The following is a 24597-nucleotide window of genomic DNA, read 5'->3' as shown; positions in this document are numbered from 1 at the left end:
AAGCCCATTTGTTAGCTGTTATACGTATTTTTATTATGCTGTTGTTTATATTATTGAGTTGTTTTTTTGGCTTACTACTGTCATTAGTAAGGCCATTTCATCCTAATAACGTGCATATTATAGCGGGCTGGTTTGGCTCAATGGCTAAAATGATTGGCGTTAAACTGGTTTTAACTCGTCATAAAAGTGCCACCGACATAGGCCCAGCTGTTTATGTTGCTAATCATCAAAATAGTTATGATTTATTTACTATTCCAGCCATGGTGCCAAAAAACTGCGTAAGTTTAGGTAAAAAAAGTTTAAAATGGATTCCATTCTTTGGTCAGCTGTATTGGTTGTCAGGTAATATTTTAATTGATCGATCAAATCGCTCTAAAGCTGCGGGTACAATTTCAAAAGCCGCTGAAAAGATAAAGAAAAATGGCCTATCTGTTTGGGTTTTTGCGGAAGGTACACGTAGTTATGGACGTGGTTTATTACCTTTTAAAACAGGGGCTTTTCATACAGCAATGAGTGCAGATGTGCCCATAGTACCTGTATGTATGAGTACAACGCATAAAACCATTGAGCTAAATCGCTGGGATAATGGTACAATTTATATAGAAATGTTAGCGCCTATATCACTTGATGAAAGTATTGGTGCGCGAGAGCACGCCAAAAATGTACACAGTATTATGGCTGCTAAAATAACTGAATTAGATGCTCAAGTGAGAGAAAAATAATGGAAAACTGGCGTGAAATAAGTGAAGACATCGTATCATCATTACTTGAAGATGGGTCTGATCCTGAAATACTTTATGAAGTAGAGCATCACTTTGTGTGTGAAGATTTCCCTAAATTAGAGCAAGCAGCGCTTGCTGCCTTTAAATTAGGTTACGATGTTGAAGAACCAGCAGAGCTTGAGCTTGAAGACGGCAGTAAAATTTGGAGCTTTGACATAGTTGTTGAAGCTGAGCTTGATGTTGACGTTATTATGGAAGACGTTGATAAATTAGCGCAATTAGCCGTTGAATGCGAAGTAGAATACGACGGTTGGGGGACTTACTTTCAGGAGTAACTCCACCGTATGAAAAAAGGCGAGCATTGTGAAATGCTCGCCTTTTTTAATTTATCGATATTATAGCCATTTTTTATTTTTAAAATATACGCCAATGCTCGCTGTTAATACCACTAAAAATACCACAAATAGCGTAAATGCATAGGGGCTCTCTGTACCCGGTATTCCTCCTACGTTTACACCTAAAAGACCGGTTAAAAAGCCCAGAGGTAAAAATAATGCGGCTACCACCGACATTACATACATCCGCTGGTTTAGTTGCTCAGAGACTTGGTTAGTGATTGTCTGTTGAATAATTTGCGCACGTTCAATGGAGCTGTCCAGTTCCTCAAGGTAGCGAATTAGTAAGTTTGTAGTCTCATTTAGTTTTGCTTTATCATCATCTAACAGCCACGGGTAGTGATTATTGACCATTGAACTAAGGGCTTCTTTTTGCGGTTTTAAATAACGTTTCAAGGCAATTGCTTGACGACGTAATTGTGATAGGCCTTGGTTATCAAACTTTTTACTTGGCTCATCTATTTCTTCTTCAAACTCGTCGAGTGTTTCATCAAGTGCATCAATAACACTTTGCATACGTGATGTCAGTTTTTGTGTGATAGCACATACTAGCTCAGAAATATTACATGGGCCTGTATTAGTGTGAAATGTCGTGAGAATGTCTTGTATTGATAATAAGCGGCGTTTACGTGTGGTGATCACAATATCTTGGTTAATAAAAAGACGAATTGATACCATGTCTTCTGGGCTTTGTGCTGGATTTAAATTAATACCACGTAAAAATAGCATATGGCCGTTAGTTGCAGATGTAATTCGGGGGCGGGTCTCCTCTGCGGTTAACGATTCAAGTTCATAATCGGTTAAAAACTCACAATTTTTAAGCCAGTTAACAACTTCCTTTTGACTGTAATCCATATGTACCCATAACTTTCCTTGTTGTGGTTTCCAGTTATGCAGCTCATCGCTGTTTTCTATAGCGCGAGCGCCACCTTTTTCGTCAAGCACAAGGGCATGGAGTAAGCCATTAATCATATTAATTTCTCATAATAGTGTATTTTTAATACTGTTAACTATAGTGTACCCACTTAAGTAATATAAGTTAGCTATATTTTTAGATAAGTTATCGCTTTTACTTAAAATTATTAGCAGTCAATATATATAAAGTTTTTACTGTTTTTAATTCTTAGATGAGGTGTGTATTGTTAAACTAGTTGCTAATAAAGAACAATCAAATTGTTTTATCGACTAGATAAATTTATTTCGTTGGTGTTTTTTGGCCTGTAGCGTATAAGTCACTTTTTTAATAAGGGCACATTTATGACAGCAAAGATAACAGTTGGTTGGCGTGAGTGGCTAAGTTTACCAGAGCTTGGCATCGATCGAATAAAAGCTAAAATTGATACCGGCGCCCGTACTTCATGTATTCATGCAATTAATATTGAAGAATATGAAGTTAACGGGGAAAAATGGGTTAAATTTACAGCCCAACCATTGCAAGAAGATGAGCAAACGCAAGTTACCTGCAATGTAAAAGTTAAAAAAAAGAAATATGTAACAAGTTCAGGCGGGCAGCGAGAACTGCGTTATTTTATAGAGACAACATTGCATACAGGCAACGATAGTTGGCCGATAGAAATTACATTGACGAAGCGTTCAACAATGAAGTTTAGAATGTTATTAGGGCGTACAGCCATGGAAAATCGCATAGTCGTTGATCCGGCTTTATCTCATTTATTATAAAGTATTGAGTTTTTAGATTGGTAATAAAAATCTGAAAAGTTAATGCTATACAACTTAGTTAAGGTTTTAACTATGAAAATTGGTATTTTATCTCGTAACAAAAAATTATATTCAACACGTCGTTTAATTGAAGCGGCAGAAGCGCGCGGGCACGAAGTTAAAGTGATCGATGCATTACGTTGTTATATGAACATAAACTCAGAGCAGCCAGAAATTCACTACCGTGGTGAAAATCTAAAAGATTTTGATGCAATAGTTCCTCGTATTGGTGCATCTGTGACATTTTATGGTTGCTCTGTCTTACGTCAGTTTGAAATGATGGGCGTGTACCCTGTAAATGAATCTGTGGCTATTTCCCGTTCACGCGATAAATTACGTTCTCTGCAGCTTTTGTCACGCAAGGGTGTGGGTATGCCAGTGACAGGTTTTGCGAGTAAGCCAGATGATGTAAAAGACTTACTTGAAATGGTGGGGGGTGCACCGGTAGTTATAAAGTTACTTGAGGGCACTCAAGGTATAGGTGTTGTTCTTGCGGAAACGCGTAAAGCGGCAGAAAGTGTTATTGAAGCATTCATGGGTTTGAAAGCCAATATTATGGTGCAAGAATACATTAAAGAAGCGGGTGGTGCAGATATTCGCTGTTTCGTTTTAGGTGACAAAGTTATTGCAGCAATGAAGCGCCAAGCACAAGAAGGTGAGTTCCGTTCAAACCTTCACCGTGGTGGTAGTGCTACATTAGTTCGCATTACTCCAGAAGAACGCAAAACAGCAGTTGCTGCAGCTAAGTCAATGGGCTTAAACGTAGCAGGTGTCGATTTACTTCGTTCGTCGCGTGGTCCACTTGTGATGGAAGTAAACTCATCACCAGGTCTTGAAGGTATTGAAATAGCGACAGGTAAAGATATTGCGGGCATGGTGATTGACTTCATCGAAAAAAATGCTTCAAGTAAAGGAACTGCAACACGTGGCAAAGGTTAAAATTAACCGCCCTTTCACTTTATTAGGTGAAAGCATTGGCGTAGGTGAGCGTAAAACACTTGCCTTGGAGGCAGCTAAACTTTACACCCATTCACCTCTTAATATTCCAATTGAAGTGGTTAACGGTGTGATGGAAGGGCCTGTGCTAATGGTCTGTGCTGCTATTCATGGCGATGAATTAAATGGCGTTGAAGTTGTGCGCCAGTTACTTGCTAAAATAGATCCTAGTCAGCTACGTGGCACGTTAATAGCTGTGCCCATTGTTAATGTGTTTGGTTTTATTCACAAGTCGCGTTACTTACCAGACAGACGCGACATGAACCGTAGTTTTCCTGGTTCTGAGCGAGGCTCGCTTGCTGGGCGAATGGCGTATATGTTTTTTAATAAAGTAGCCGTGCATTGCACGCATATTATTGACTTACATACGGGGGCTATTCACCGAACTAACTTACCGCAAATTCGCGCTAATTTAGCAGATCAAGCAACTGCCGATATGGCTAAGGCCTTTGGCACGCCAGCGGTTATTGATGCCTCATTACGAAATGGTTCATTGCGTAGTGAAGCTGCAAACTTAGGTATACCTGTTATAACTTATGAAGCGGGTGAGGCACTGCGCTTTGACCCTATTGCTATTGCAGCCGGTGTGCAGGGTGTTGATTATGTTATGCGTCATTTAAAAATGATCCGTGGCAAGCGTCCTAAAAAATTACCAGATCCTATTATTGCTGGCTCGACTAGTTGGATACGCGCTGAAGTTGATGGCATTGTACGTGCACAAGTATCGTTAGGTGAGCGTGTAATCAAGGGTCAGGTGCTTGCTTATATTAGTAACCCATTAGGTGATTCAGAGCTTGAGCTTTTAGCGCCTAAAGGCGGTATTGTTATTGGTCAGCAAACGATGCCATTGGTAAATGAGGGTGATGCAGTATTTCATCTTGCTTATTTTGCTAGTGATAATAGTTTAGTCGAGCAGCAGTTAGAGAGCTTCATAGACGAAATCAATGATTTAGATGACGAGCTAAAAACAGCTGAGCTAAATAATTAATTTATAAAAAGCCGTTTTAGTGACGACTAAAGCGGCTTTTTTGTATGTGCAGGTTTTAATTTAGGGTTTTTTAGGGCCAATAATGCGTTTTATAACAGGTGTTTTTGTTGGTTTGGGTTGTTTATTTAAAACCAGTACGGGACGAGTTACAAAAAGGTTATTAGGATAAATAACACGGTGCCCGTCAATGTGCTCAAGTACAACGTTCATTAAGCCCATTTCTACAATTCGGCCTTCCACATGATTAGCACCATCAATAATTCGCACCCAATAGCCAACGCGGCAATCATTTTGAATAAACATTAGCAAAAATGCAGTAAGGTTGCTTAATAACGACCATGCAGCAAAAAGCGCCACACCTAACATAGCAAACAATGAAGAGCCAAGGACAAGTAAGCCACGCAGCTCAATACCCCAAAAAACAAGTACTAAACAGAGCATAACAATAGCAAGTATAATTTTTAACAGCAGCTCTGCACGGTATTTACGATGTATATCGACTTTACCCTTAATTGCCTTTTCGAGTAATTTTTTTGTCAGCTTTAATAACACAGGAAAAAGCAATAAGGCTATTAAGGTTACAATGAGCTTATATTGCGTGCCAAATAACTCTAAAATTTCTAACGGTTCCAAAATACGCTCTCAAATCAATTATAAGCATTAATTAAGTGGATAGTTTAACGTTTTAGTATGCAACGAAATAGCTATTTCGTGTCACTATCAACTTAATTATAGGGTGATTTAATTCGTTAAATTGCTAATACTTATCCCTACTAGTATTTTTTAAAACGATTTTTTTACATTGACTAACCATTGTACTGAGTCTGCATCGCCGTCACTGTCAAGGGGAGCTGCTACATCAATGTGGATCATGGTGCCTGCGTTGGCTCTGCTTGGCGCAAGGCGTAGACCCACGCCTACATTTTTTAGCACGTGATTATTTTCGCCATTATTTTTGCCGTTAAACCATGCTCGCCCTATATCAAGAAATCCAGCACCACCGACTTTAAATAACTGAAGTAGATCGTATTCCCAGTAATAGCGCTTTTCTAAGCTGAATAAAAAACTACGATCACCGTGTTGATAATCCATTGGATAACCGCGCAGTCCAGTTTCACCGCCTAAAGTAAGTTGCTGATCAGCAGTGAGGTTTTTTGCATACTGCAAGCGTCCTTTTATATACCAAGACTCATCAATACTGGTATTTAAATAATATTGAATTTGGCTGGTGGCTTTAAAGTTTTCGAGTTGTTTATCTTCTTTATTCCAATAACCTTCAATATCGGTATTAAAACGCCATAGCGTATTATCGCCAGTAAAGTGTGCTTTTTTGAAACTAAAAGAATAGACAGCGCGGCTGTCATCATCGCTCAGTGACTCATCTGAATAACCAAGTAAAGCTTTAACAGTCCAGCCTAAGTTTAAATCTTCAGTACGATAGATACTGTCGAAGTTGCGCACTTTTATAAAGTTATCTTCAAACCAATGACCGCTGATGTAAGGGTAACTTAAGCTTCTGTTTTTTGCTAATGGCGCAAAGGTTGTGTCTATTGCTTTAAATGTATGCTGCTCATCTACGTAGCCTAAACTTATGCGCTGGGTCCAATTATTATTTAGTGTTTTAGAATGGCCTATGTATGCGCTATTTAAATCGGTTGTTTGATCAAATTCACTAAACTCTTCCCCTCTTCGGTATAGCGACTCTTCGCGCTGCTCAGAGTAACTTAAAATGCCATAACTAAAAGGTGTATCTATCGCATAAAACGGGTAGGTTAGTTCGAGTAAATGACGTTTTCCATCACTATTATCGGCATATTCTAATCGGCCACGGTAGCGGCTAGAAAAAATGTTTGGATCATCATACACAAATAAATAACCATTGCGGTCGCTGTCTGTGGTACGTGAAAACGACAAACGTTTACCCCAACCAAACAGGTTTGATTCTCTAAAACCTATACTCGATTTATTTTCACCACCACTACGGCTAAAATTTACTTCGGGTAATAAAGTCCATAAATCACGGGTCACTACGTTTACATTAATGTCGCCATCGCAGTTTTCAGTTGCGCTAATTTGAGCGTCATACAAATAGCCTTCTTTTCTAAGAAGACGTTCTGATTCAGCCAGTTTTTTAGCATCGTATTTATCGCCTTCAGTAAATAGCAATAAGTTTGTAATTACTTCAGGCTCTGTTTGTATATGAGCGCGGTTGGCAAAGCGAAACAGTGCGTTATTCTCAGCTTCTAATTCAGTATTAAATACATTGAGTTGCTTAAGCGAAATGGTTGCAATCTTTGCGTCGGGCTTAGCTGCAATAAGGATTGTATTATCGTTTAGCTGACGACGTAAATTGTTATCATCAGAGTGTTTTAATTTTTCAATTGGGCAGCCGCTATCACCATTAGTTTGCGCTAATGCGTTGGGAATAAAAAAGCTTAAAATACTTAAGCTAATATAATAATGTGCTATCCGCTTTTTATTAACCATTTAAACTCTTTATTGTTTCGTAGCAAATGACTACCGTGATATCAGCTTACATCATTGTTATAAAAATGTAAGTTAAAAGTATTGAGTAAAGAAATAAAATATAGTCAATTATTAGGGGAGTGTTTATAAGTGAGTTCTAGGTTGAACTTCGTAGCGACGATGGGATTATTTACTAAAACGTATTTTCAACGGAGTAAGTGGGGTATAAAAAACTTACTCGATTTTTATACCAATATACGTTTATGAAATAATGCCGACGCGGTGACTTAGACAACGAGGGCAAACCATAAGCAGCTTCTTAACTTAAATAAAAAGTAAGGGCAGCAAGTAAGTGTTCGGCATCGAAACCTTCGCCATTGATCCACGTGCTCTCGCTGTAATGTTCAAAATTTAAATTAAAAGTTTGCAGCTGATAAGTAAACCTAATTTGGTGACGATCCGCTCCAGCAGAGTATTCATTAATTGTTATTTCATCAGAATGTAAAAACAAAGAACCCCATATTTCAAAGTCCTCATCATGAGGGGCCTCTTGTGGGTGTATGGTAATGCACTTATGAATGTGGTTGTATTCTATTTTGGTCATAACACTCTTATTGGGTAGCTAAATAATGTCGAATTGCAGTTAAAAAGGCACCGCCGTATTTATTTAATTTGGTAAATCCAACCCCCGACACCTTCAAAAATTCGCTATCGTTTGTAGGCATAAGCTGCGCCATTTCGGCTAATGTTTTATCGTTAAATACAACATAAGGTGGAACATCATCGGCATCAGCTAGCTCTTTACGCAACGCTCTTAAACGGGCGAATAGTTTTTTATCGTAGTTAAACTGTGCGAGTTTATCTTGGTAAACGTGCTTAGCTTGCAGGCGAGGCTCAGCAAGTTGCAGTGCATATTCGCTTTTTAAAATAGCGCGAGCTGCTTCGGTTAAACGAAGTGATGCACCTTGCGTTATATCTTGGCTAAGTAAGCCTTGATGAATTAGCTGACGTAAAATACTGAGCCAAAACTCACTGCTTTTATCCCTACCTATGCCATAGGTACTTAGCTCGTGATGGTTGTTATCGCGTATACGGCTAGTATTTGCGCCGCGCAGTAGTTCAACAATGTAACCAAGACCAAAGCGTTGATCGGCTCTATATACACAGGATAGGGCTTGTTGGGCTACCAACGTACCATCAAAACTTTTTGGCGGATTTAAGCAAATATCACAGTTACCGCAAGGTTCGCGTTGGTATTCACTAAAGTAATTAAGCAAAATCTGGCGACGACATGTTTGTGCTTCAGCAAAACTTGCCATTGCATTAAAGCGCTGCTCTTCTACGCGACGACGTTGTTCGTCGTCTATATCTTCAAAAAAACGTCTAACACGGCCAATGTCGGCCGGATCAAAGTACATAATAGCCTCAGCAGCAAGGCCATCTCGCCCAGCACGTCCGGTCTCTTGATAATACGACTCTATACTTTTTGGAATATCGTAATGCAACACAAAGCGTACGTTAGGTTTATTTATACCCATACCAAAGGCAACGGTTGCCACCACGATCTGAATATCGTCGCGGGCAAAACCAGTTTGTACAAATTGGCGTTGTTCGTTACTCATACCTGCGTGATAGGCGGCGGCGTTTAGCCCTGCATCGGCCAGCTTTTCAGCAATATCGTCTACACGTTTTCGGCTAGTGCAATAAATAATCCCGCTTTGGCTTTTTTGTTCTTTTAAGTAGCGCAGCAGTTGCGCCATAGGTTTAAATTTTTCTTCTATGGTGTAACGAATATTAGGGCGATCAAAGCTGCCAGTGTGGATATACGGCTGTTGTAATTTTAATTGTGCAACAATATCAAAACGGGTGGCTTTATCTGCTGTGGCAGTGAGCGCCATCATGGGAACATGTGCAAAACGCTGTTTTAGTTCGTTTAAACGAAAGTAGTGTGGTCTAAAATCGTGGCCCCAATGTGACACACAATGAGCTTCATCTATGGCAAACAAACTTACATTTAAATGTGATAGGCGCTCTAAAAAATCGCGCTGTAATACTTTTTCAGGTGCCACGTATAAGAGTTTAATTAACCCCTGATGAAGTTGTTGATACACCAACTGCTGCTCTTCACGTGCTAAGCTGTTATTAACGTACGCAGCTTTTACACCAAGTGCTTGTAGTTGAGTGACCTGATCTTGCATTAGTGATATGAGCGGAGATATAACAATGGTTACGCCTTCAAGCACTAAAGCCGGAATTTGATAACATACCGATTTACCACCGCCAGTAGGCAGTAATACAAGCGAATCTTGCCCATTTAGAGCCGCATCAATAACTGCTTTTTGACCGTCACGAAATTCGCTGTAGCCAAACACTTGTTTGAGGACAGTTTCAGGTTTGCGCACTAGTGTGCTTGAAGATAGTGTTGATGTATTCATTGGCGGGTATTTTAGTGGTTTTTTTGTGATATGTCTTTAGCTGAGTTGCTTAACCTTACCCCTATTGTAAGTAAATTTAACTCTGCTAGTGTTGAAATAGCTTTTTAATATCAGGCTTATTTAAAATGACTTAACGAGAGCCTCGAAGTTTTGCCTAAGTTATGCTTTACTCATCGTACCAGTTTAAACATAGAGAATAATAATGAATAAAGAAATGTTAATTGAACAAGTGGGCGCATTGTTTGTAAATGGTATGCCATTTAATCAGTTTTTAAATATTTCGATTGAATCATTAAGCCCAGGGCAGGCCAAGATTACATTTCCTTGGCAGGATGTATTAATCGGCAACCCAGCCCAAAAAATATTACACGGTGGTGTTATCTCTGCTGTGCTTGATAACGTTGGAGGCATGCTCGCTGCGGCCAGTGTAATTGATAAGCTCACTGATTTTGATATACAAAGCGTGCAACAAAAATTAGCAACGCTTGGCACCATCGATATGCGTACCGATTATTTACGTCCGGGTAAGGGGGAGGTATTTACTGCGAGCGCCACACTTATTCGTTCAGGTAACAAGGTGTGTGTATGTCGTATGGAGTTACATAATGAACAAGCGATTCAAATTGCTTTTGGTACAGGCACGTATTTAGTTGGATAAAACAGCAATGGCAAGTAGAATAGCGACCTTTTAAATCACTAAGTGTTTATTATGTCGATTGATACTGAACAGCGTAAAGGTGCTATTTTTGCTTGTCTTGCTTTTTTTATGTGGGGTCTTGCGCCAATATATTTTAAGTTGCTTCAGCATGTTTCTGCGTTTGAAATTTTAATGCATCGAGTTGTTTGGTCGGTTGCATTTTTAGTATTAGTAGTGAGCGTTTTAAGATATTGGGATAAAGTTAAGCGCATTGTTGTGCAACCTAAGCTTTTGTTTATGCTTGTTATTACTTCCGCATTACTTGGGTTTAATTGGGGGCTATTTATATGGGCTATAAATAACAACCACATGCTTGATGCAAGTTTAGGCTATTACATTAATCCTCTTTTAAATGTTCTGTTGGGTATGCTTTTTTTAGGTGAGCGCCTGCGTAAATTTCAAGGCGTTGCTGTAGCGCTTGCGTTTACGGGGGTGTTATTGCAATTAATTAGTTTTGGCTCGTTTCCTGTGGTGGCTTTTTCGTTGGCGATATCGTTTGCACTTTATGGTTTGTTACGTAAAAAACTACCGGTTGAAGCCCTACCTGGCATATTGCTAGAAGCAATTATTTTGCTACCAGTCGCCCTCATTTACTGGTGGTTAATGGCTCCTTCTGCTACATCAAACTTATCTGCAAACGATTGGTACACTGGTGTATTACTTATTAGTGCAGGTATAGTAACAACACTGCCGCTACTTTGCTTTACCGGCGCAGCAAAACGCTTGCAATATACTACCTTGGGCTTTTTTCAGTATATTGGGCCAAGCCTCATGTTTATATTGGCAGTGGTGTTTTACGGTGAAGTATTTGACGCTGAAAGATTAGTTACGTTTGCATGTATTTGGAGTGCACTCGCTATTTTTAGTTGGGATTCATATCATCAGTCGCGCAAACGAAAAAAAGCGGCCATTACAGCCGCAGAAGTATAGTTAACTAATAGAGCTGTTAGCTAACTACTTTATTACGACCAGATTCTTTAGCGTCGTATAGCTTTAAGTCGGCCTGTTTTAATAATTCATCAATTTGATAAACAGGTCCAATTGAAAAGCCAATAGAAATAGTAAATTTAATTTTAGCTTTGCTAAACTCTTGGCTGTTTGTTTCGATAAAATACCTAAAGCCTTCTAATCTTTTAAGTGCTTCTTGCTTATCTGTATCGGCAAAATAAACAGCAAACTCTTCGCCACCCAAGCGTGCCACTAAATACTTTTTAAAGTATTTGCTAAAACAAATAGATAAACCTTTTAACACTTCGTCGCCAATATCATGGCCATAGGTATCGTTGATTGCTTTAAAGTGATCAATATCCAGCATCGCTAATGCGCCATTGCCTTCATCAAGTTTAATTATTTTAAGGGATTTTTTTGCCTCTTCAAAAAAGTAACGACGATTAGGTAATTTAGTAAGGTAGTCAGTATTAGCTTGCTTTTTTATGGTTGCTATAAGCGTTAACATATCGACGTTTTGGCTAAGCCGGCAATAAAACTCTTCACTATTGAAAGGTTTATGTAAGTAATCATTTGCGCCATTTTTTAAAAATAGCGTCGATAAATCAGATGAATCAGCGCCTGATATACCAATTATCGCTTTCTCATCATTGTTATATAAACGGCGTATTTCGGTACATAATTCATCACCATTCATATTTGGCATTTCATTATCAGTAATAATAACAGAGATATCAGGGGCTGCCTCAAGCATGGCAAGTGCTTCTTTTCCATCTTCAGCTTGTAATGTTTGGTATTTATGACGTGTCAGTAGGCTACAAATATAATGTCGTGTAGGTGCAGAGTCATCAACAACTAGCACTTTTATGTCTTCGTTTCGAGGGAGTCTTAATAATTGTTTTTCGAGATACTGATAAGCTTGTTTATTCTCTTTAATGATGTAATCAATTATTGGGTATTTTTCTACTGTTTCACGGGTTTTTTTGTCGATATTACCCGTCATAACAATTGTTGGAATTTCGGCCTGTACAGTACAGGGTACTGCTTCACCTGACGGGGCGTCGGGTAAAATATAATCGACAACAGCGCAAAAGTAGTTATTCTTACTTATAAGTTCTTTTGTTTGTGCCAATGATTCTGCTATATCAACCTCATACCCAGCCTTAAGCGCGATGTGCTTTTGCACTCGCGCGATTGTTGGCGTATCTTCAACTATCAGTAATTTTCGCGTCACGTAACAACCTTGTTTATATTTTGCAAAATTATTTGCTTATATAAGTTGTAACTGTTAAAACGCAAAAAAGCAAATAACTTAGATACTTACAGGCTATCAGATTCAGAGTAATAGTCTTGGCTAATAGGCACTGGGGTTGATATTTTTGAGCGGCCAAATAATGTATGAAACTTCGTTTTACAAGTCGTTAGCTTTAAGTATTTAACCCAAGTACGCTCGATTGGATTAGTTGGTTCTTGTGAACCAGTTACCACGGCTAAAAACTGTTTTTGGTGTTCATTTTGTGGCTCAATTGTCTTGCTGTATAAGCCTTTTAAAACAACGCCGTGTTGCTCTAAGATACTGGCTTCTAATAAGGTGAAGTTTCCGCTGCGGCTAAAGCCTCGTGGAAAATTCTGATCATCATAAAATTGACGTTGGCTAACAAATGCTTGGCGTAGTAATGAAATGTTATTGCTCATAGCTTTATCCTCATACCCTATTAATTAGCTGGAGTATGATGCAAGTTTGGCAATTTATTAAACAAATTATTTTTATCGTGAGGATAAAAAATTGGATATCGATTTATTAAAAACATTTGTTGAAGTCGTGCGTACACGCCACTTCGGTAAAGCGGCCGAAAATCTTTACATTACGCAGTCTGCAGTAAGTTTTAGAATTCGTCAATTAGAGCAAGGGCTTGGTGTTAATTTATTTATACGCCAGCGTAATAATATTCAACTCACAGCACCGGGTGAGCGTTTATTGCCGCATGCGCAAATGATTATTACGGGTATGCAACGTGCTAAAGTTGATGTTGCACTTGCTGATAACATGCACAAACAAATTAGCTTAGCTGGAACGCCTAATATTTGGGATGCATTCTTACAATTCGGTATTACTAACATTGTATCGGCCATGCCTGGCGTGTCGTTGGTCGCTGAAGTTAAAGCACAACAAGAAAGTACTCGTTTATTGCTAGAACGTACGCTCGATTTAGCTATTTTATTTGATCCCCCTAAAGTAGATGAGCTAGTTGTTGAGCGTATTTGTGAACTGCCAATCATCCCCGTGAGCGGGTACGATACTGCAACTAACGAGAACTTCTTTGATAACCAATATGTGTATGTTGATTGGGGGACTACTTTTTCACTTTGGCATGCTCGTCAATTCACTGGTAAAACACCGCCTTACTTTAGAACTAGCACCGGGCGTATTGCACTTGACCTAATACTACAATGTGGTGGTAGTGCATTTATACCTCAAGTATTGGTTGAAGGGCATTTAGAAACCGGTGAGTTATTTCATGTAAAAGATGTAGAAAACACGTCAAGGGATGTATTTATTGCCTATCATAGAGATAATGAACAGAAAGAATTAATAGAAACCTTAGTTAGCTTGTTAACGCAAATGACGCCAAGCCTGTTGTTAAAATAGGTAAGTAGGTGCGGTCGTTTATTTGATTTTCATGTTATTTTGGTTTCATATTTAATGCACTTTTATTAATTAAAAAAGACATTAATGTTTCTATTGTAATATTAGTGTCATTTAGCGGTGACAGAATGTAGCTGTTTTAAAAAATTAGTCTTTTGTGATTATCCAAGGAAATAACATGAAATTTGTAAAATCGAGCTTATGCTTAGCACTATTAAGTGGTTTATCTTTTAATGCAATCGCGGATGTCGACGTGTACGGTAAAGCGAACGTAACAGTGCAATCATCTGATGATGGTGAAGGGTCTTTTACTGAGATTAAAAGTAATGCATCTCGTTTTGGCTTAAAGGGTTCTGAAAAAATAAATGATGGCTTAGAAGCTGTTTATAAGTTTGAGTTTCAAGTTGATGTGTCTGATGCTGATTCAAAAGGCGATAATGACGATAACATTTCTGCGCGTAACCAGTACGTTGGTTTAAAAGGATCGTTCGGTCAAGTTGTAATTGGACGTAATGATACTGCACTTAAACAATCTCAAGGTAAGTTAGATTTATTTAATGACCTTGAAGGCGATATTAAAAATGTATTTAAAGGTGAAAATCGTTTAGGTGATTCAGTTAGCTATTCATCAAACTCATACGAAGGTTTTAAAGTACTTGCTACTTTTATTGCCGAAGATGACGTAGACGCCGATAATGGTTACTCAATGGCGGTTACTTACGGTGATGTTGCACTTAAAAAGAGTGCAGTATATGCATCTATTGCGGTTGATAGTGAAGTAAATGGCTACGATGTAGTACGTGCGTCAATTCAAGGTAAAATTGAAGACTTTAAATTGGGCGCAATGTATCAAACACAAGAAAAAGTAGACGGTAGCGCAGAAGCTGATGGTTATTTAGTAAATGCGGCTTACAGCATGGGTAGCAATACTTTTAAAGTGCAATATCAAGCTATGGATTTTGACGACAGTAATGATAAGTCAGCAATCTCAGTGGGTATTGATCACAAATTAAATAAAAACATTAAAGTATTTGGTTTTTACTCAAGCTTCGATATGGACAACAATGTTGACCAAGATTACGTAGGCTTAGGTATGGAATACAAGTTTTAACTATTCGCTAAATTAGTTAAAACACTCCCTTTTTAACCGCACTCTTTTAAGTGCGGTTTTTTTTGCTTTAAATTATTTACTTAGCCGCCCATAATAGACATTCATTTGGAATGAGGTGAGAGTCCTCGACTGTTCCCGCAACTGTAAGCAGCTGAGCTGTAAGTCAGATACAAATGGTATAATACCAATTTTATTAAAAACATGATCTTTCTAGCGAATTAAATAACTTACTAACTCCGTTGAAAATTATTCATATAGAACAAGTATATGTCATAATTTCCGCCTTGTTATTAAGCTATTTGTTTGTCGCTATAATAAATCACTAATTTAATGCAATTGGTATGAATTCTTTTAACGAGCGGGTTTACTCATTTTTTCTTGTAGTGCATTAGTATTTTTATCGCATTTTTGGTGAGTTTAACCCTATCTAGGACTGACTATTGCACACTCAAACGCCATTAAATATATCATTACTAAACGTTAAAAACGTATCGTGGGGTATTGGCAATAAAACGATCCTCAAAAAAATAAACCTTAAAATAACCACAGGTAAATTTGTTGGTTTAATTGGCCCCAACGGCGCAGGTAAATCGAGCTTATTGCGTTGTTTATATCGTTTTAATAAACCAACTGAAGGTGTTATAGAATTTAACAACACCGATATTTGGCAGCTAAAAAGCGATGAGTACGCAAAAAAAGTAGCGGTTGTTTTGCAAGAAACCCCGTCGCAATTTAACTTAAGCGTATTTGACGTTATTGCGCTTGGGCTAACGCCTCATAAATCGCTATTTAGCTCAATAACTAACATTGATAAACAAAAAATCACCCAAGCTATTAACACCGTAGGGTTGGTAGATCATAGTGATCAAAGCTTTGAATCACTTTCAGGTGGTGAAAAGCAAAGGGCGCTTATTGCCCGCGCCATAGTCCAGCAACCTCAACTGTTAATAATGGACGAGCCTACCAGCCATTTAGATGTTAAATATCAAATACAGGTAATGGAGCTGGCTAAATCGTTGGGTGTTACGGTATTTGCATCGTTTCACGATTTAAACTTAGCTTCTGCAATGTGCGATGAACTAGTGGTTATTAAAAATGGTGAAATTACGCATTCAGGCACGCCAAGTGAGGTATTAACCGAAAACATGCTAGGCGACGTTTTTGGTGTCTGCGCCCAAGTAAATAATCACCCACAGCTATCGCAATCTGGAAATAGTATCCCTCATATCACTTACTTTTATGGTTACGAATAATATGAGCGCAGTTAATAGTCGCCACTCACTTGCGCTATTTATAAGTGCTGCAGCTGCTTTATTTAGCTTATTTGCAGCACTTAGTTTTGGTGCAGCAGATACCTCATTGCAAGATGTACTTAATAGTTTTTTGCTCTCAAATGATGCCTCTTTTAATACGCGTATTATTTACGAGCTAAGAATGCCACGTACATTACTCGCCTTTTTAGCCGGCTCTGGTTTAGCCATTGCGGGGCTTATTTTACAAACGGTAACGCGCAATCAGTTAGCCGATCCTTACTTATTTGGAATATCGTCGGGTGCCTCTTTTGGGGTGGTGTTACTTATGGCGCTATCCGGCATTAGCGCAGGTTTTATGTTATCGGCAGCGGCATTGTTAGGTAGTTTACTCGCTATGAGTTTATTAATACTTATTGCAGGTAGGCAACAAAGTGCACAGGTAGAATCAATGTTATTAGCAGGCGTTGCTCTGTCGTTTTTATTTAGCGCGTTTACCAGCTTATTGCTTTATTGGAGCGATCCTCAGGCGGTAGCCGCTATTTTATTTTGGACACTGGGCAGCTTTGCGCGTGCGCAGTGGGCTACGCTTTGGTTGCCTTTATTGGTAATCGCATTATGTACATTTTTAATGCTGAGTTTTAGAAGGCAACTCAATGCCATGCTACTTGGCGATGAGAGTGCAATTACATTGGGTGTAAGAGTGCAGCGCTTTAGAATCCTCATGCTGGTTTTAAGTTCGCTAATTACCGCTGTGCTGGTGGCTATGTGTGGCGGCATAGGATTTGTAGGGTTAATGGTGCCACATATTGTGCGCTTTTTTATATCTCAAGGCTCCATAGCTGGATTACTGGTAACCAGCTTGGTGGGTGGTACATTTATGGTGTGGGTTGATGTACTTTCGCGTTCATTACTAAAAAACCAAGAGTTACCCGTCGGTGTTATTACAGCTGCTATTGGTAGCGTGTTCTTTTTAAGTTTGTTATTTTTTAGAAAATCAAAGGTGTAACTCCATGAAAACCTTAATGGTGCAAGGCACTACATCAGACGCAGGTAAAAGTACCTTAGTTGCAGCGCTTTGTAGAGTGTTTGCCAAGCGAGGGATAAATGTTGCGCCCTTTAAACCTCAAAATATGGCACTCAATAGCGCCGTAACTAAAGATGGCGGCGAAATTGGCCGCGCCCAAGCACTACAAGCAATAGCTGCAAAGGTGGAGCCCGAAATCGACTTTAACCCTATATTACTTAAGCCTAATAGCGACACCGGCGCACAAGTGATTATTCACGGAAAAGCGATAAGTAATATGGAAGCGGGCAAATATCACGACTATAAAAAAGTGGCGATGGATGCGGTAATTACTTCACATAACCGCTTAGCGAAACGTTTTGATTTACTACTCGTTGAAGGAGCAGGTAGCCCTGCTGAAATAAACCTGCGTGAAAATGACATTGCTAATATGGGGTACGCCGAAGAGGTAGATTGCTCTGTAATTATCATTGCCGATATTGATAAAGGCGGTGTGTTTGCACATTTGGTAGGTACGCTTGCGTTGTTAAGCGAGTCAGAACAGGCGCGCGTAAAAGGCTTTGTTATAAACCGCTTTAGAGGCGATATCAGTTTACTTCAAGGCGGGCTTGATTGGCTTGAAGACTATACAAACAAACCCGTACTTGGCGTATTACCTTATTTGCATGACCTCGCGCTTGACGCTGAAGACGCTGTCGCAATTGATAATAACGTAACTAACGCCATAATTAATATTGCAGTGTTGCTCGTTCCACACATTAGTAATCACACCGATTTTGATGCACTGCGTTTGCACCCACATATTAATATAAATTATGTATGCCACACGCAAACGATCCCAGACGTTGATCTGATCATTCTACCAGGCAGTAAAAACGTGCTAGGTGATCTAACCTTTTTAAAAAATGAAGGTTGGGACACACAAATTAAGCGTCATTTACGCTATGGTGGCAAAGTACTTGGTATTTGTGGTGGCATGCAAATGCTGGGCAATACGCTCAACGATCCCGATGGTATTGAGTCGTCATTAAAACAAGTAAATGGACTTGCCCTATGCGACTTTGAAACCACGCTGGCAACGCAAAAAGTATTAACTAAAATAACCGCTACACTGCTTTTAAATAACCAATCAACCCCCTGTAGTGGTTACGAAATACATGCAGGGATTAGCCAAGGAGCAGCGCTTCATAAGCCATTTTTAAGCTTTGATGAAAGCCACCCCCATGGTTTTGCGTTTGACGGTTTTATTAGCGATGATAACGCCATTGCAGGCACCTATCTACATGGCTTGTTTGATGAAGCCGATGCTACATCGCAAATTTTAAAGTGGGTAAAACCAAGCGCCTCAATTAATCCAATTAGTATTGTTGATCACCGTGAGCAGCAGTTAGAACAATTAGCAACCATGTGCGAAACGCATTTAAACATACAGCAAATTATCTCGATTTATGAAGGGCACAATAATGACTGAACAAAACAACGATAAGCACCAGCAGCGCCAACAAAAAGTAAAAGAGCAAGTGGATGCGCGCGTTGCTGCCGCGCAAGATGTAAAAGGTATTTTTCAGGTAATTACCGGTAACGGTAAAGGTAAATCAACCTCGGGCTTTGGCGTTGTAGCACGCAGTGTGGGACATGGTAAAAAAGCGGCCGTTTGCCAATATATAAAAGGTACTTGGGAGTGCGGAGAGCGTAATTTATTACAAGGAGCAGGCGTTGAATTTGTTGTAATGAACACCGGTTTTACCTGGGATACGCAAAATAAAGAAGCCGATACTGCAGCCGCGCAGGCAACATGGCAAGAGTCAAAACGTATGCTTGCTGATAGCAGTATTGATTTAGTATTACTTGATGAGCTTACGTATATGGTGACCTATGGCTATGTAGATTTAGATGAAGTAGTAATGGCGCTGAATAACCGCCCGCCAATGCAGTCGGTTATTATTACAGGGCGTGCAGCGCATCGTACTTTAACAGACCTTGCCGACACAGTAAGCGAAGTGCGTAATGTAAAACACGCATTCGACTCAGGTATAAAAGCGCTTGAAGGGTTTGATTACTAATGTTTAGAGCGTTTTTTATTAGGCTACTGTTTTTTAGCGTATCGAGTAATACATTTGCAGAGCAGGTAGAGGATTCTAAAAAGCTGCGAATAATTGCCCTTGCACCGCACATAGTCGAAAACCTATTTGCCATCGGGGCGGGCGATAATATCGTGGGTACAGTTGATTACGCCGACTATCCTGCTGAGGCCCAAAGTATTGAGCGCATAGGGGGTTATTACGGTATCTCTCTTGAAAAAGTATTGGCGCTTAAACCTGATTTAGTTATTGCGTGGAAAAGTGGAAATCAAAGCGAAGATTTAGCCCAAATAGAGCGTTTAGGTATAAAAGTATATTTGAGTAACCCGACCACAATCGACGCTGTAGCCGACGAGTTACTTACTTTTGGTGAATTTACAGGGAATATTGAGCAAAGCCAGCAAGCAGCAAATGCATTTACGCAAAAACTAAACGGTATAGTTAAAAGCCAGCAAGGTAAAAAAAATATAACTGGGTTTTATCAGTTATGGCCAGAACCTATGATGTCAGTAGGCAAAAATACATGGATCAGCCAGCTAATAGAAACATGCCATGTAAGTAATGTATTTGCGCAGAGTACGACGGATTATCCGCAAATTAGTATCGAAAATGTTATCGTTACTAAGCCACAAGTCATTATTATCCCTGATGAAAAATCAAAAATGCCACAACCGGTTGTTAATTGGCAAAAATGGCCAGAAGTGCCAGCCGTTAAAAATGGTCAATTTATTAGCGTAAATGCCAACTTATTACATCGTTTTTCGCCGCGTATGCTAGATGGGCTCGCTGATATGTGTGATAAAATAGACGTATCACGTAAACAGATTAAGAGTACACAATGAGCGATTGGGCTACATTTTTAGAAAGTGAATTACAGCAACCTTACATGCAGCAAACGTTAGAGTATGTGGCTAATCGCCGCAATGAAGGTGTTGCTGTTTATCCGCCTGAACCTCAAGTATTTAGTGCTTTTGATGCCACAGCGCTTAATAACATCCGCGTTGTCATTTTAGGGCAAGACCCATACCACGGTGCAGGGCAAGCGCATGGTTTGTGTTTTTCGGTATTGCCTGATGTAAAAAAACTGCCGCCGTCGCTTAAAAATATGTACAAAGAGTTGGCTACCGATATCAGCGGGTTTACCACGCCAGATCATGGTTATTTACAAAGCTGGGCAGAGCAGGGGGTATTTTTACTCAATACCGTACTGACCGTTGAGCAAGGGCAAGCGCATTCTCATAAGCATTTAGGGTGGGAGCAATTTACCGATAATGTAATAGCGCATATTAATAAGTACTGCGAAGGTGTGGTATTTATTTTATGGGGTGCACATGCACAAAAAAAAGGTAAGGGTATAGACAGCGCTCGTCATCATGTTTTAAAAGGGCCGCACCCATCGCCACTTTCGGCGCATAGAGGTTTTTTTGGTTGTAAGCATTTTTCACAAACAAATGAGTTACTACAATCTCAAAGTGAAAAGCCAATTAACTGGCAAATCTAGTTTCTTTCAAAGAGTTCAAATGGTTTAAAAACATTAAAAAAGGCTTCCATATGCTGGAAGCCTTTTTGTTTAGTTGGTGTGTATTGAATTAAAAATCGAGCTCTTCAATTGCAATACTGTCTGTAAAATAGTCTAGTTCTTGTAGTTCTTTACGAAGGCGTTGCTTATCTTTTATTGCTTCTATTTCACGCCATTTTCTTTTTTTATTTTTCTGAGAGGTTTTCCGTGTTGTATCAGGACCTTCTAGTATCTCTAATATATCGTTTAGGCTATCCATGAACTTCTCCTATTGATTTTGTGACCTCAAGAATACCTATACCACAGGCCTAGCTAAAATAGAATAAAAAAGTGACAATAATGTTACATAAGTGTGATGTATTGATGAAGGTTTTACTAGGTCAATAGGAGGATTGAAGTTATTTCAGGCACAAAAAAACGCCGCAAATGCGACGTTTTTTAAAGTACGTTTGTATCGCAAGCTACATTGCTTTAAAACGTGCTTCTAGTTGTTCTTGTGCATCAGCAAAAGAGCGAATACCTTCAGCTAGCTTTTCAGTTGCCATAGCATCTTGGTTATGTAACCAACGGAACTGCGCTTCTGTAAGCGGCTCTGGTTTTGGCTCTTGTGGAACATCACTTTCTAGCAAGTATTCCTGTGCGCCTTCAAGGTTGCCTAAATCTTCTAAAAGGTTAGGGCTAATAGTTAGTTTGTCGCAACCAGTAAGAGCAATAATTTCGCCCGTGTTACGGAAACTAGCACCCATCACGACTGTTTTGTAGTCATGACGTTTGTAAAATTCAAAAATGCTGCGTACAGACTGAACACCTGGATCTTGTAGCGGATCGGTCGGTTTTTCCATACCGTTAGCAACATGCCAATCTAAAATACGGCCAACAAATGGCGAAATAAGAAATACGTTTGCATCGGCACATGCGCGAGCTTGGGCATCGCTAAATAATAAAGTAAGGTTACATTTAGTGCCTTCTTTTTCTAGCTGCTCAGCGGCTTTAATACCTTCCCATGTAGACGCTACTTTAATTAAAATTTTATCTTTGCTTACACCTTCTTTTTCGTAAAGGCTAAGTAGAGTATGTGCTTTATCAATAGTCGCTTGCGTATTAAACGAAAGGCGTGCATCTACTTCAGTAGAAATATAACCAGGTACAATCTCGCTAATTTCTTTACCAAGTAACACGGCAAAGTAATCACATGCTAGTTCAAGTTGTTTAGCGGGCTCTTGCTCGGTTTCTTTTGCATAGCTCCAAGCTTTATCTAGGTAAGGCTTATATGCTTCAATCTCGCTCGCTTTTAATAAAAGCGACGGGTTTGTGGTTGCATCTTCTGGTTGATGCTTTTTGATCGCTTCAATATCGCCAGTGTCGGCTACGATAGATGAATGTTGTTTTAGCCTTTGTAGAGCTGAAGTCATTTGCTTTCCTCATTCCAAGCAAGTTAAAAGAAAAATCTACACCTTAATATACCTAATCCATACTGCAACAGTGTGACAATGCTTGATAGGTCTTATGTCCTTATCAATAGAAAAACGGCAATGTATGGGTTATTAAGGGAGGATTTATTTAAACAAAACGTGCTTTTCGTTTCATTTAATGTTGAAATTGACATTAAATAAATTACAAGTCAATAGCTAACTATGATCACTGTTATTTCACCTGCAAAAAATCTTGATTACGAAACGCCACCCGCAACAGACAAGTTCACTCAACCTGAATTACTAGAGCACAGCGAAGCGCTCATGAAAGTATGCCGTGAACTAACACCAGCGCAAATTGGCAGTTTAATGAAAATTAGCGATAAGCTATCTGGGCTTAACGCAGCACGCTTTAGCGAGTGGGCGCAGCCGTTTACACAAAGTAATGCTAAACAAGCAGTGCTTGCCTTTAATGGCGATGTATACGGCGGTTTAGATGCAAGCACGCTTAAAGCTAGCGAGCTTGATTACGCACAAAGCCACTTACGTATATTGTCGGGTTTATACGGTTTATTAAAACCACTTGATTTAATGCAAGCTTACCGATTAGAAATGGGCACTAAGCTTGAAAATTCACGCGGTAAAAACCTATACGAATTTTGGGGTAGCGTAATAGCTAATAAATTAAACGACGTATTAAAGGCGCAAGACGCACAATACTTAGTTAACCTTGCTTCAAACGAATATTTTAAAGCGGTAGATAAAAAAGCATTAAATGCACAAATTATTACCCCACACTTTAAAGACTGTAAAAACGGTCAATACAAGGTAATTAGCTTTTACGCTAAAAAAGCACGCGGCATGATGGCGCGCTACATTATCGAGAACAAAGTAACGCAATTAAGCCGACTTAAAGAGTTTACGGTAGCGGGTTATTACTTTAGCCCCGAGGCAACAGTTAAAGAGTTAGAGCCGGTATTTATGCGCGATGAGCAAAATTAAAAGCTTCTTTAACTAAATCGCTTTAGCCATGCCATGCATGGCTTTTTTATGCTGGCGCTAAACTTGCTTACCTAAATGGTATTAATGAGAACACTAATTAAATAGGTGCAAATAAAATGATCAGTATACCGTCAATTGGCGATGCCGAAAAACTAATAGAGGAAAAGCTCGGAGGGTGGTTTGACGTGGTTATCAGTCATATCCCTAATTTTATAGTCGCTGTAGTTATAACCATCGTATTTTCAATGTTGGCGCGTTTTGCTGGCCGTTTAATGAAAAACTTGTTGCGCCGATCTCTTGACTCAAAACAAATTGCCGATTTGATGGCATCAATATTCAAAGTTATTGTACTGTGTGTTGGTTTATTTATCGCGCTCGATTTTATGGGTTTAAAAGGCACTGTCACCTCGTTATTAGCGGGTGCGGGTATTGTTGGTTTAGCAATTGGTTTTGCATTTCAAGATATGACCGAAAACTTAATCGCCGGTATAGCAATGGGTATACGCAAGCCATTCAAAACGGGTGATGTAATAGAAACAGATGACGTGTTTGGTTCAGTGCATTCAATAAACCTGCGTAACACGCTCATAGAGAGCTTTTACGGACAGCTCATACTCGTACCAAATAAAGTGCTATTTAGAAATGTGCTAAAAAATTACAGTACCCTAGGAGTAAGACGTATAGAAGTGCCCGTTGGTATTTCATACGGTGACGACATAGAAAAAGCAAAAGATGTTATAGTCGATAAAATTAACGAATTTGATTTTGTTATTCGCAAAGACGAAACCGCCGTATACGCTGAGGGTTTTGGCGATAGCAGCATTAATTTACTGGTATGGTTTTGGATTAAATATCCTGGCGAGCCTGATTTTATGACGGTACGCCACAAAGGCATAGTTGCTGTTAAGCAAGCACTAGATGAAGCCGACATAAGTATCCCATTTCCAATTCGTACACTCGACTTTGGTATTAAAGGCGGCGAAAAGCTCGATGCCATGATCAGCGACAAAATTAATCAGCAATCATCAAATAAAGACAGTGTTGACGGTGCTGACTCTAGGGTCTGTTGATCTTTCAAGGTTAAATTTGCAGCAGTCTGTTTGGTATTTAGGCAAGGCAGCGCCTATGTAGTGTGGTTATTCCCCATAAATAGGCGATAACGCAGCATCAATGCCAAACAGG

At 39.3% G+C, this 24597-nt stretch carries 26 protein-coding genes and 1 riboswitch; of the genes, 17 read left to right on the top strand and 9 right to left on the bottom strand.

Annotation, left to right across the window (positions count from 1 at the left end; translation table 11 throughout):
• Positions 1–8: 8 nt before the first annotated feature.
• Both H5119_RS10455 and rraB read left to right on the top strand, forming a co-directional pair.
• Entirely contained in the window at positions 9–722 is a 714-nt protein-coding gene (locus tag H5119_RS10455) for a 1-acylglycerol-3-phosphate O-acyltransferase (RefSeq protein WP_138583921.1), read from the top strand.
• A complete protein-coding gene (rraB, locus tag H5119_RS10450) occupies positions 722–1057 on the top strand; it encodes a ribonuclease E inhibitor RraB (protein ID WP_007376503.1) in 336 nt (111 codons plus the stop codon). Before H5119_RS10455 ends, rraB begins: the two co-directional genes overlap by 1 nt.
• A 60-nt stretch (positions 1058–1117) precedes the next feature.
• On the opposite strand, the gene H5119_RS10445 is transcribed toward rraB, so the two are convergent.
• Positions 1118–2089, bottom strand: a complete 972-nt coding sequence (locus H5119_RS10445; protein WP_182702185.1) for a zinc transporter ZntB — start codon at positions 2087–2089, stop codon at positions 1118–1120.
• Between the two features lie 285 nt (positions 2090–2374).
• Here H5119_RS10445 and H5119_RS10440 point away from each other — a divergent pair, with 285 nt between their 5' ends.
• From H5119_RS10440 to H5119_RS10430, 3 genes are all read left to right on the top strand, one after another.
• Positions 2375–2797, top strand: coding sequence for an ATP-dependent zinc protease (locus H5119_RS10440; RefSeq protein ID WP_138583923.1), 423 nt, complete (start codon positions 2375–2377; stop codon positions 2795–2797).
• A gap of 72 nt (positions 2798–2869) precedes the next feature.
• Entirely contained in the window at positions 2870–3775 is a 906-nt protein-coding gene (gene rimK / locus H5119_RS10435; protein ID WP_077536973.1) for a 30S ribosomal protein S6--L-glutamate ligase, read from the top strand.
• Positions 3762–4820, top strand: coding sequence for a succinylglutamate desuccinylase/aspartoacylase family protein (locus tag H5119_RS10430; RefSeq protein WP_138583924.1), 1059 nt, complete (start codon positions 3762–3764; stop codon positions 4818–4820). Before rimK ends, H5119_RS10430 begins: the two co-directional genes overlap by 14 nt.
• A gap of 60 nt (positions 4821–4880) precedes the next feature.
• On the opposite strand, the gene H5119_RS10425 is transcribed toward H5119_RS10430, so the two are convergent.
• The 4 genes from H5119_RS10425 to recQ form a co-directional block, all read right to left on the bottom strand.
• Positions 4881–5453 carry a mechanosensitive ion channel domain-containing protein gene (locus H5119_RS10425; RefSeq protein WP_077536975.1) on the bottom strand — a complete coding sequence of 191 codons (573 nt, stop codon included), beginning with the start codon at positions 5451–5453 and terminating at the stop codon, positions 4881–4883.
• Positions 5454–5603: 150 nt separating this feature from the next.
• A complete protein-coding gene (locus tag H5119_RS10420; protein WP_182702184.1) occupies positions 5604–7307 on the bottom strand; it encodes a POTRA domain-containing protein in 1704 nt (567 codons plus the stop codon).
• A gap of 298 nt (positions 7308–7605) precedes the next feature.
• A complete protein-coding gene (locus tag H5119_RS10415) occupies positions 7606–7890 on the bottom strand; it encodes a DUF3630 family protein (protein WP_077536977.1) in 285 nt (94 codons plus the stop codon).
• A 7-nt stretch (positions 7891–7897) separates the two neighbouring features.
• Entirely contained in the window at positions 7898–9721 is a 1824-nt protein-coding gene (gene recQ / locus H5119_RS10410) for a DNA helicase RecQ (RefSeq protein ID WP_077536978.1), read from the bottom strand.
• Between the two features lie 202 nt (positions 9722–9923).
• Between recQ and H5119_RS10405 the strand changes: the two genes are divergently transcribed.
• Together H5119_RS10405 and rarD are read left to right on the top strand one after the other, a co-directional pair.
• Positions 9924–10379, top strand: a complete 456-nt coding sequence (locus H5119_RS10405) for a thioesterase family protein (RefSeq protein WP_182702183.1) — start codon at positions 9924–9926, stop codon at positions 10377–10379.
• A gap of 51 nt (positions 10380–10430) precedes the next feature.
• Positions 10431–11348, top strand: coding sequence for an EamA family transporter RarD (gene rarD / locus H5119_RS10400; protein ID WP_182702182.1), 918 nt, complete (start codon positions 10431–10433; stop codon positions 11346–11348).
• A 16-nt stretch (positions 11349–11364) separates the two neighbouring features.
• Here rarD and H5119_RS10395 read toward each other — a convergent pair whose 3' ends face one another.
• Positions 11365–12600, bottom strand: a complete 1236-nt coding sequence (locus H5119_RS10395; protein ID WP_182702181.1) for a response regulator — start codon at positions 12598–12600, stop codon at positions 11365–11367.
• Between the two features lie 86 nt (positions 12601–12686).
• Positions 12687–13061: a DUF413 domain-containing protein gene (locus tag H5119_RS10390; protein WP_077536982.1), complete on the bottom strand. Its 375-nt coding sequence runs from the start codon at positions 13059–13061 to the stop codon at positions 12687–12689.
• 91 nt (positions 13062–13152) lie between these two features.
• Here H5119_RS10390 and H5119_RS10385 point away from each other — a divergent pair, with 91 nt between their 5' ends.
• From H5119_RS10385 to ung, 8 genes are all read left to right on the top strand, one after another.
• Positions 13153–14016: a LysR family transcriptional regulator gene (locus H5119_RS10385; protein ID WP_077536983.1), complete on the top strand. Its 864-nt coding sequence runs from the start codon at positions 13153–13155 to the stop codon at positions 14014–14016.
• Between the two features lie 175 nt (positions 14017–14191).
• Positions 14192–15124: a porin gene (locus tag H5119_RS10380; RefSeq protein WP_182702180.1), complete on the top strand. Its 933-nt coding sequence runs from the start codon at positions 14192–14194 to the stop codon at positions 15122–15124.
• Positions 15125–15179: 55 nt separating this feature from the next.
• A riboswitch (cobalamin riboswitch) is annotated at positions 15180–15318 on the top strand.
• Positions 15319–15564: 246 nt separating this feature from the next.
• Positions 15565–16377: an ABC transporter ATP-binding protein gene (locus H5119_RS10375; RefSeq protein WP_182702179.1), complete on the top strand. Its 813-nt coding sequence runs from the start codon at positions 15565–15567 to the stop codon at positions 16375–16377.
• A 1-nt stretch (position 16378) separates the two neighbouring features.
• Positions 16379–17383, top strand: a complete 1005-nt coding sequence (locus H5119_RS10370; RefSeq protein ID WP_182702178.1) for an iron ABC transporter permease — start codon at positions 16379–16381, stop codon at positions 17381–17383.
• A gap of 4 nt (positions 17384–17387) precedes the next feature.
• Positions 17388–18872 (top strand): cobyric acid synthase, encoded by a 1485-nt coding sequence (locus H5119_RS10365; protein WP_182702177.1) that lies wholly within the window; start codon positions 17388–17390, stop codon positions 18870–18872.
• On the top strand, positions 18865–19464 hold the full coding sequence (gene cobO, locus H5119_RS10360; protein ID WP_182702176.1) for a cob(I)yrinic acid a,c-diamide adenosyltransferase: 600 nt from the start codon (positions 18865–18867) through the stop codon (positions 19462–19464). The genes H5119_RS10365 and cobO overlap by 8 nt, the downstream gene beginning before the upstream one ends.
• The gene (locus H5119_RS10355) at positions 19464–20324 is read left to right on the top strand and encodes a cobalamin-binding protein (protein WP_182702175.1); all 861 of its coding nucleotides are present in this window, start codon (positions 19464–19466) and stop codon (positions 20322–20324) included. Before cobO ends, H5119_RS10355 begins: the two co-directional genes overlap by 1 nt.
• On the top strand, positions 20321–20983 hold the full coding sequence (gene ung, locus H5119_RS10350; protein ID WP_182702174.1) for a uracil-DNA glycosylase: 663 nt from the start codon (positions 20321–20323) through the stop codon (positions 20981–20983). Before H5119_RS10355 ends, ung begins: the two co-directional genes overlap by 4 nt.
• A gap of 88 nt (positions 20984–21071) precedes the next feature.
• On the opposite strand, the gene H5119_RS10345 is transcribed toward ung, so the two are convergent.
• Both H5119_RS10345 and tal read right to left on the bottom strand, forming a co-directional pair.
• Positions 21072–21260 carry a DUF3545 family protein gene (locus tag H5119_RS10345; RefSeq protein WP_007583746.1) on the bottom strand — a complete coding sequence of 63 codons (189 nt, stop codon included), beginning with the start codon at positions 21258–21260 and terminating at the stop codon, positions 21072–21074.
• Positions 21261–21462: 202 nt separating this feature from the next.
• Positions 21463–22413: a transaldolase gene (tal, locus tag H5119_RS10340; RefSeq protein ID WP_024598990.1), complete on the bottom strand. Its 951-nt coding sequence runs from the start codon at positions 22411–22413 to the stop codon at positions 21463–21465.
• Positions 22414–22635: 222 nt separating this feature from the next.
• Here tal and yaaA point away from each other — a divergent pair, with 222 nt between their 5' ends.
• Together yaaA and H5119_RS10330 are read left to right on the top strand one after the other, a co-directional pair.
• Positions 22636–23415 carry a peroxide stress protein YaaA gene (gene yaaA, locus H5119_RS10335; protein WP_182702173.1) on the top strand — a complete coding sequence of 260 codons (780 nt, stop codon included), beginning with the start codon at positions 22636–22638 and terminating at the stop codon, positions 23413–23415.
• 116 nt (positions 23416–23531) lie between these two features.
• Positions 23532–24485: a mechanosensitive ion channel family protein gene (locus H5119_RS10330; protein WP_182702172.1), complete on the top strand. Its 954-nt coding sequence runs from the start codon at positions 23532–23534 to the stop codon at positions 24483–24485.
• Positions 24486–24597: the final 112 nt, after the last annotated feature.

It is taken from the genome of Pseudoalteromonas sp. SG45-5, assembly GCF_014164085.1.
Classification (GTDB): domain Bacteria; phylum Pseudomonadota; class Gammaproteobacteria; order Enterobacterales; family Alteromonadaceae; genus Pseudoalteromonas; species Pseudoalteromonas aliena.
This window is presented reverse-complemented; position numbering and strand designations above follow the sequence as displayed.

Excerpts from the sequence above, each read along its gene's own strand:
- rraB (WP_007376503.1), top strand. The coding sequence starts at position 722 with ATGGAAAACTGGCGTGAAATAAGTGAAGACATCGTATCATCATTACTT.
- H5119_RS10445 (WP_182702185.1), bottom strand. The coding sequence starts at position 2,089 with ATGATTAATGGCTTACTCCATGCCCTTGTGCTTGACGAAAAAGGTGGC.
- H5119_RS10440 (WP_138583923.1), top strand. The coding sequence starts at position 2,375 with ATGACAGCAAAGATAACAGTTGGTTGGCGTGAGTGGCTAAGTTTACCA.
- rimK (WP_077536973.1), top strand. The coding sequence starts at position 2,870 with ATGAAAATTGGTATTTTATCTCGTAACAAAAAATTATATTCAACACGT.
- H5119_RS10420 (WP_182702184.1), bottom strand. The coding sequence starts at position 7,307 with ATGGTTAATAAAAAGCGGATAGCACATTATTATATTAGCTTAAGTATT.
- H5119_RS10415 (WP_077536977.1), bottom strand. The coding sequence starts at position 7,890 with ATGACCAAAATAGAATACAACCACATTCATAAGTGCATTACCATACAC.
- recQ (WP_077536978.1), bottom strand. The coding sequence starts at position 9,721 with ATGAATACATCAACACTATCTTCAAGCACACTAGTGCGCAAACCTGAA.
- H5119_RS10405 (WP_182702183.1), top strand. The coding sequence starts at position 9,924 with ATGAATAAAGAAATGTTAATTGAACAAGTGGGCGCATTGTTTGTAAAT.
- rarD (WP_182702182.1), top strand. The coding sequence starts at position 10,431 with ATGTCGATTGATACTGAACAGCGTAAAGGTGCTATTTTTGCTTGTCTT.
- H5119_RS10390 (WP_077536982.1), bottom strand. The coding sequence starts at position 13,061 with ATGAGCAATAACATTTCATTACTACGCCAAGCATTTGTTAGCCAACGT.
- H5119_RS10380 (WP_182702180.1), top strand. The coding sequence starts at position 14,192 with ATGAAATTTGTAAAATCGAGCTTATGCTTAGCACTATTAAGTGGTTTA.
- H5119_RS10370 (WP_182702178.1), top strand. The coding sequence starts at position 16,379 with ATGAGCGCAGTTAATAGTCGCCACTCACTTGCGCTATTTATAAGTGCT.
- H5119_RS10365 (WP_182702177.1), top strand. The coding sequence starts at position 17,388 with ATGAAAACCTTAATGGTGCAAGGCACTACATCAGACGCAGGTAAAAGT.
- cobO (WP_182702176.1), top strand. The coding sequence starts at position 18,865 with ATGACTGAACAAAACAACGATAAGCACCAGCAGCGCCAACAAAAAGTA.
- H5119_RS10355 (WP_182702175.1), top strand. The coding sequence starts at position 19,464 with ATGTTTAGAGCGTTTTTTATTAGGCTACTGTTTTTTAGCGTATCGAGT.
- ung (WP_182702174.1), top strand. The coding sequence starts at position 20,321 with ATGAGCGATTGGGCTACATTTTTAGAAAGTGAATTACAGCAACCTTAC.
- H5119_RS10345 (WP_007583746.1), bottom strand. The coding sequence starts at position 21,260 with ATGGATAGCCTAAACGATATATTAGAGATACTAGAAGGTCCTGATACA.
- tal (WP_024598990.1), bottom strand. The coding sequence starts at position 22,413 with ATGACTTCAGCTCTACAAAGGCTAAAACAACATTCATCTATCGTAGCC.
- yaaA (WP_182702173.1), top strand. The coding sequence starts at position 22,636 with ATGATCACTGTTATTTCACCTGCAAAAAATCTTGATTACGAAACGCCA.
- H5119_RS10330 (WP_182702172.1), top strand. The coding sequence starts at position 23,532 with ATGATCAGTATACCGTCAATTGGCGATGCCGAAAAACTAATAGAGGAA.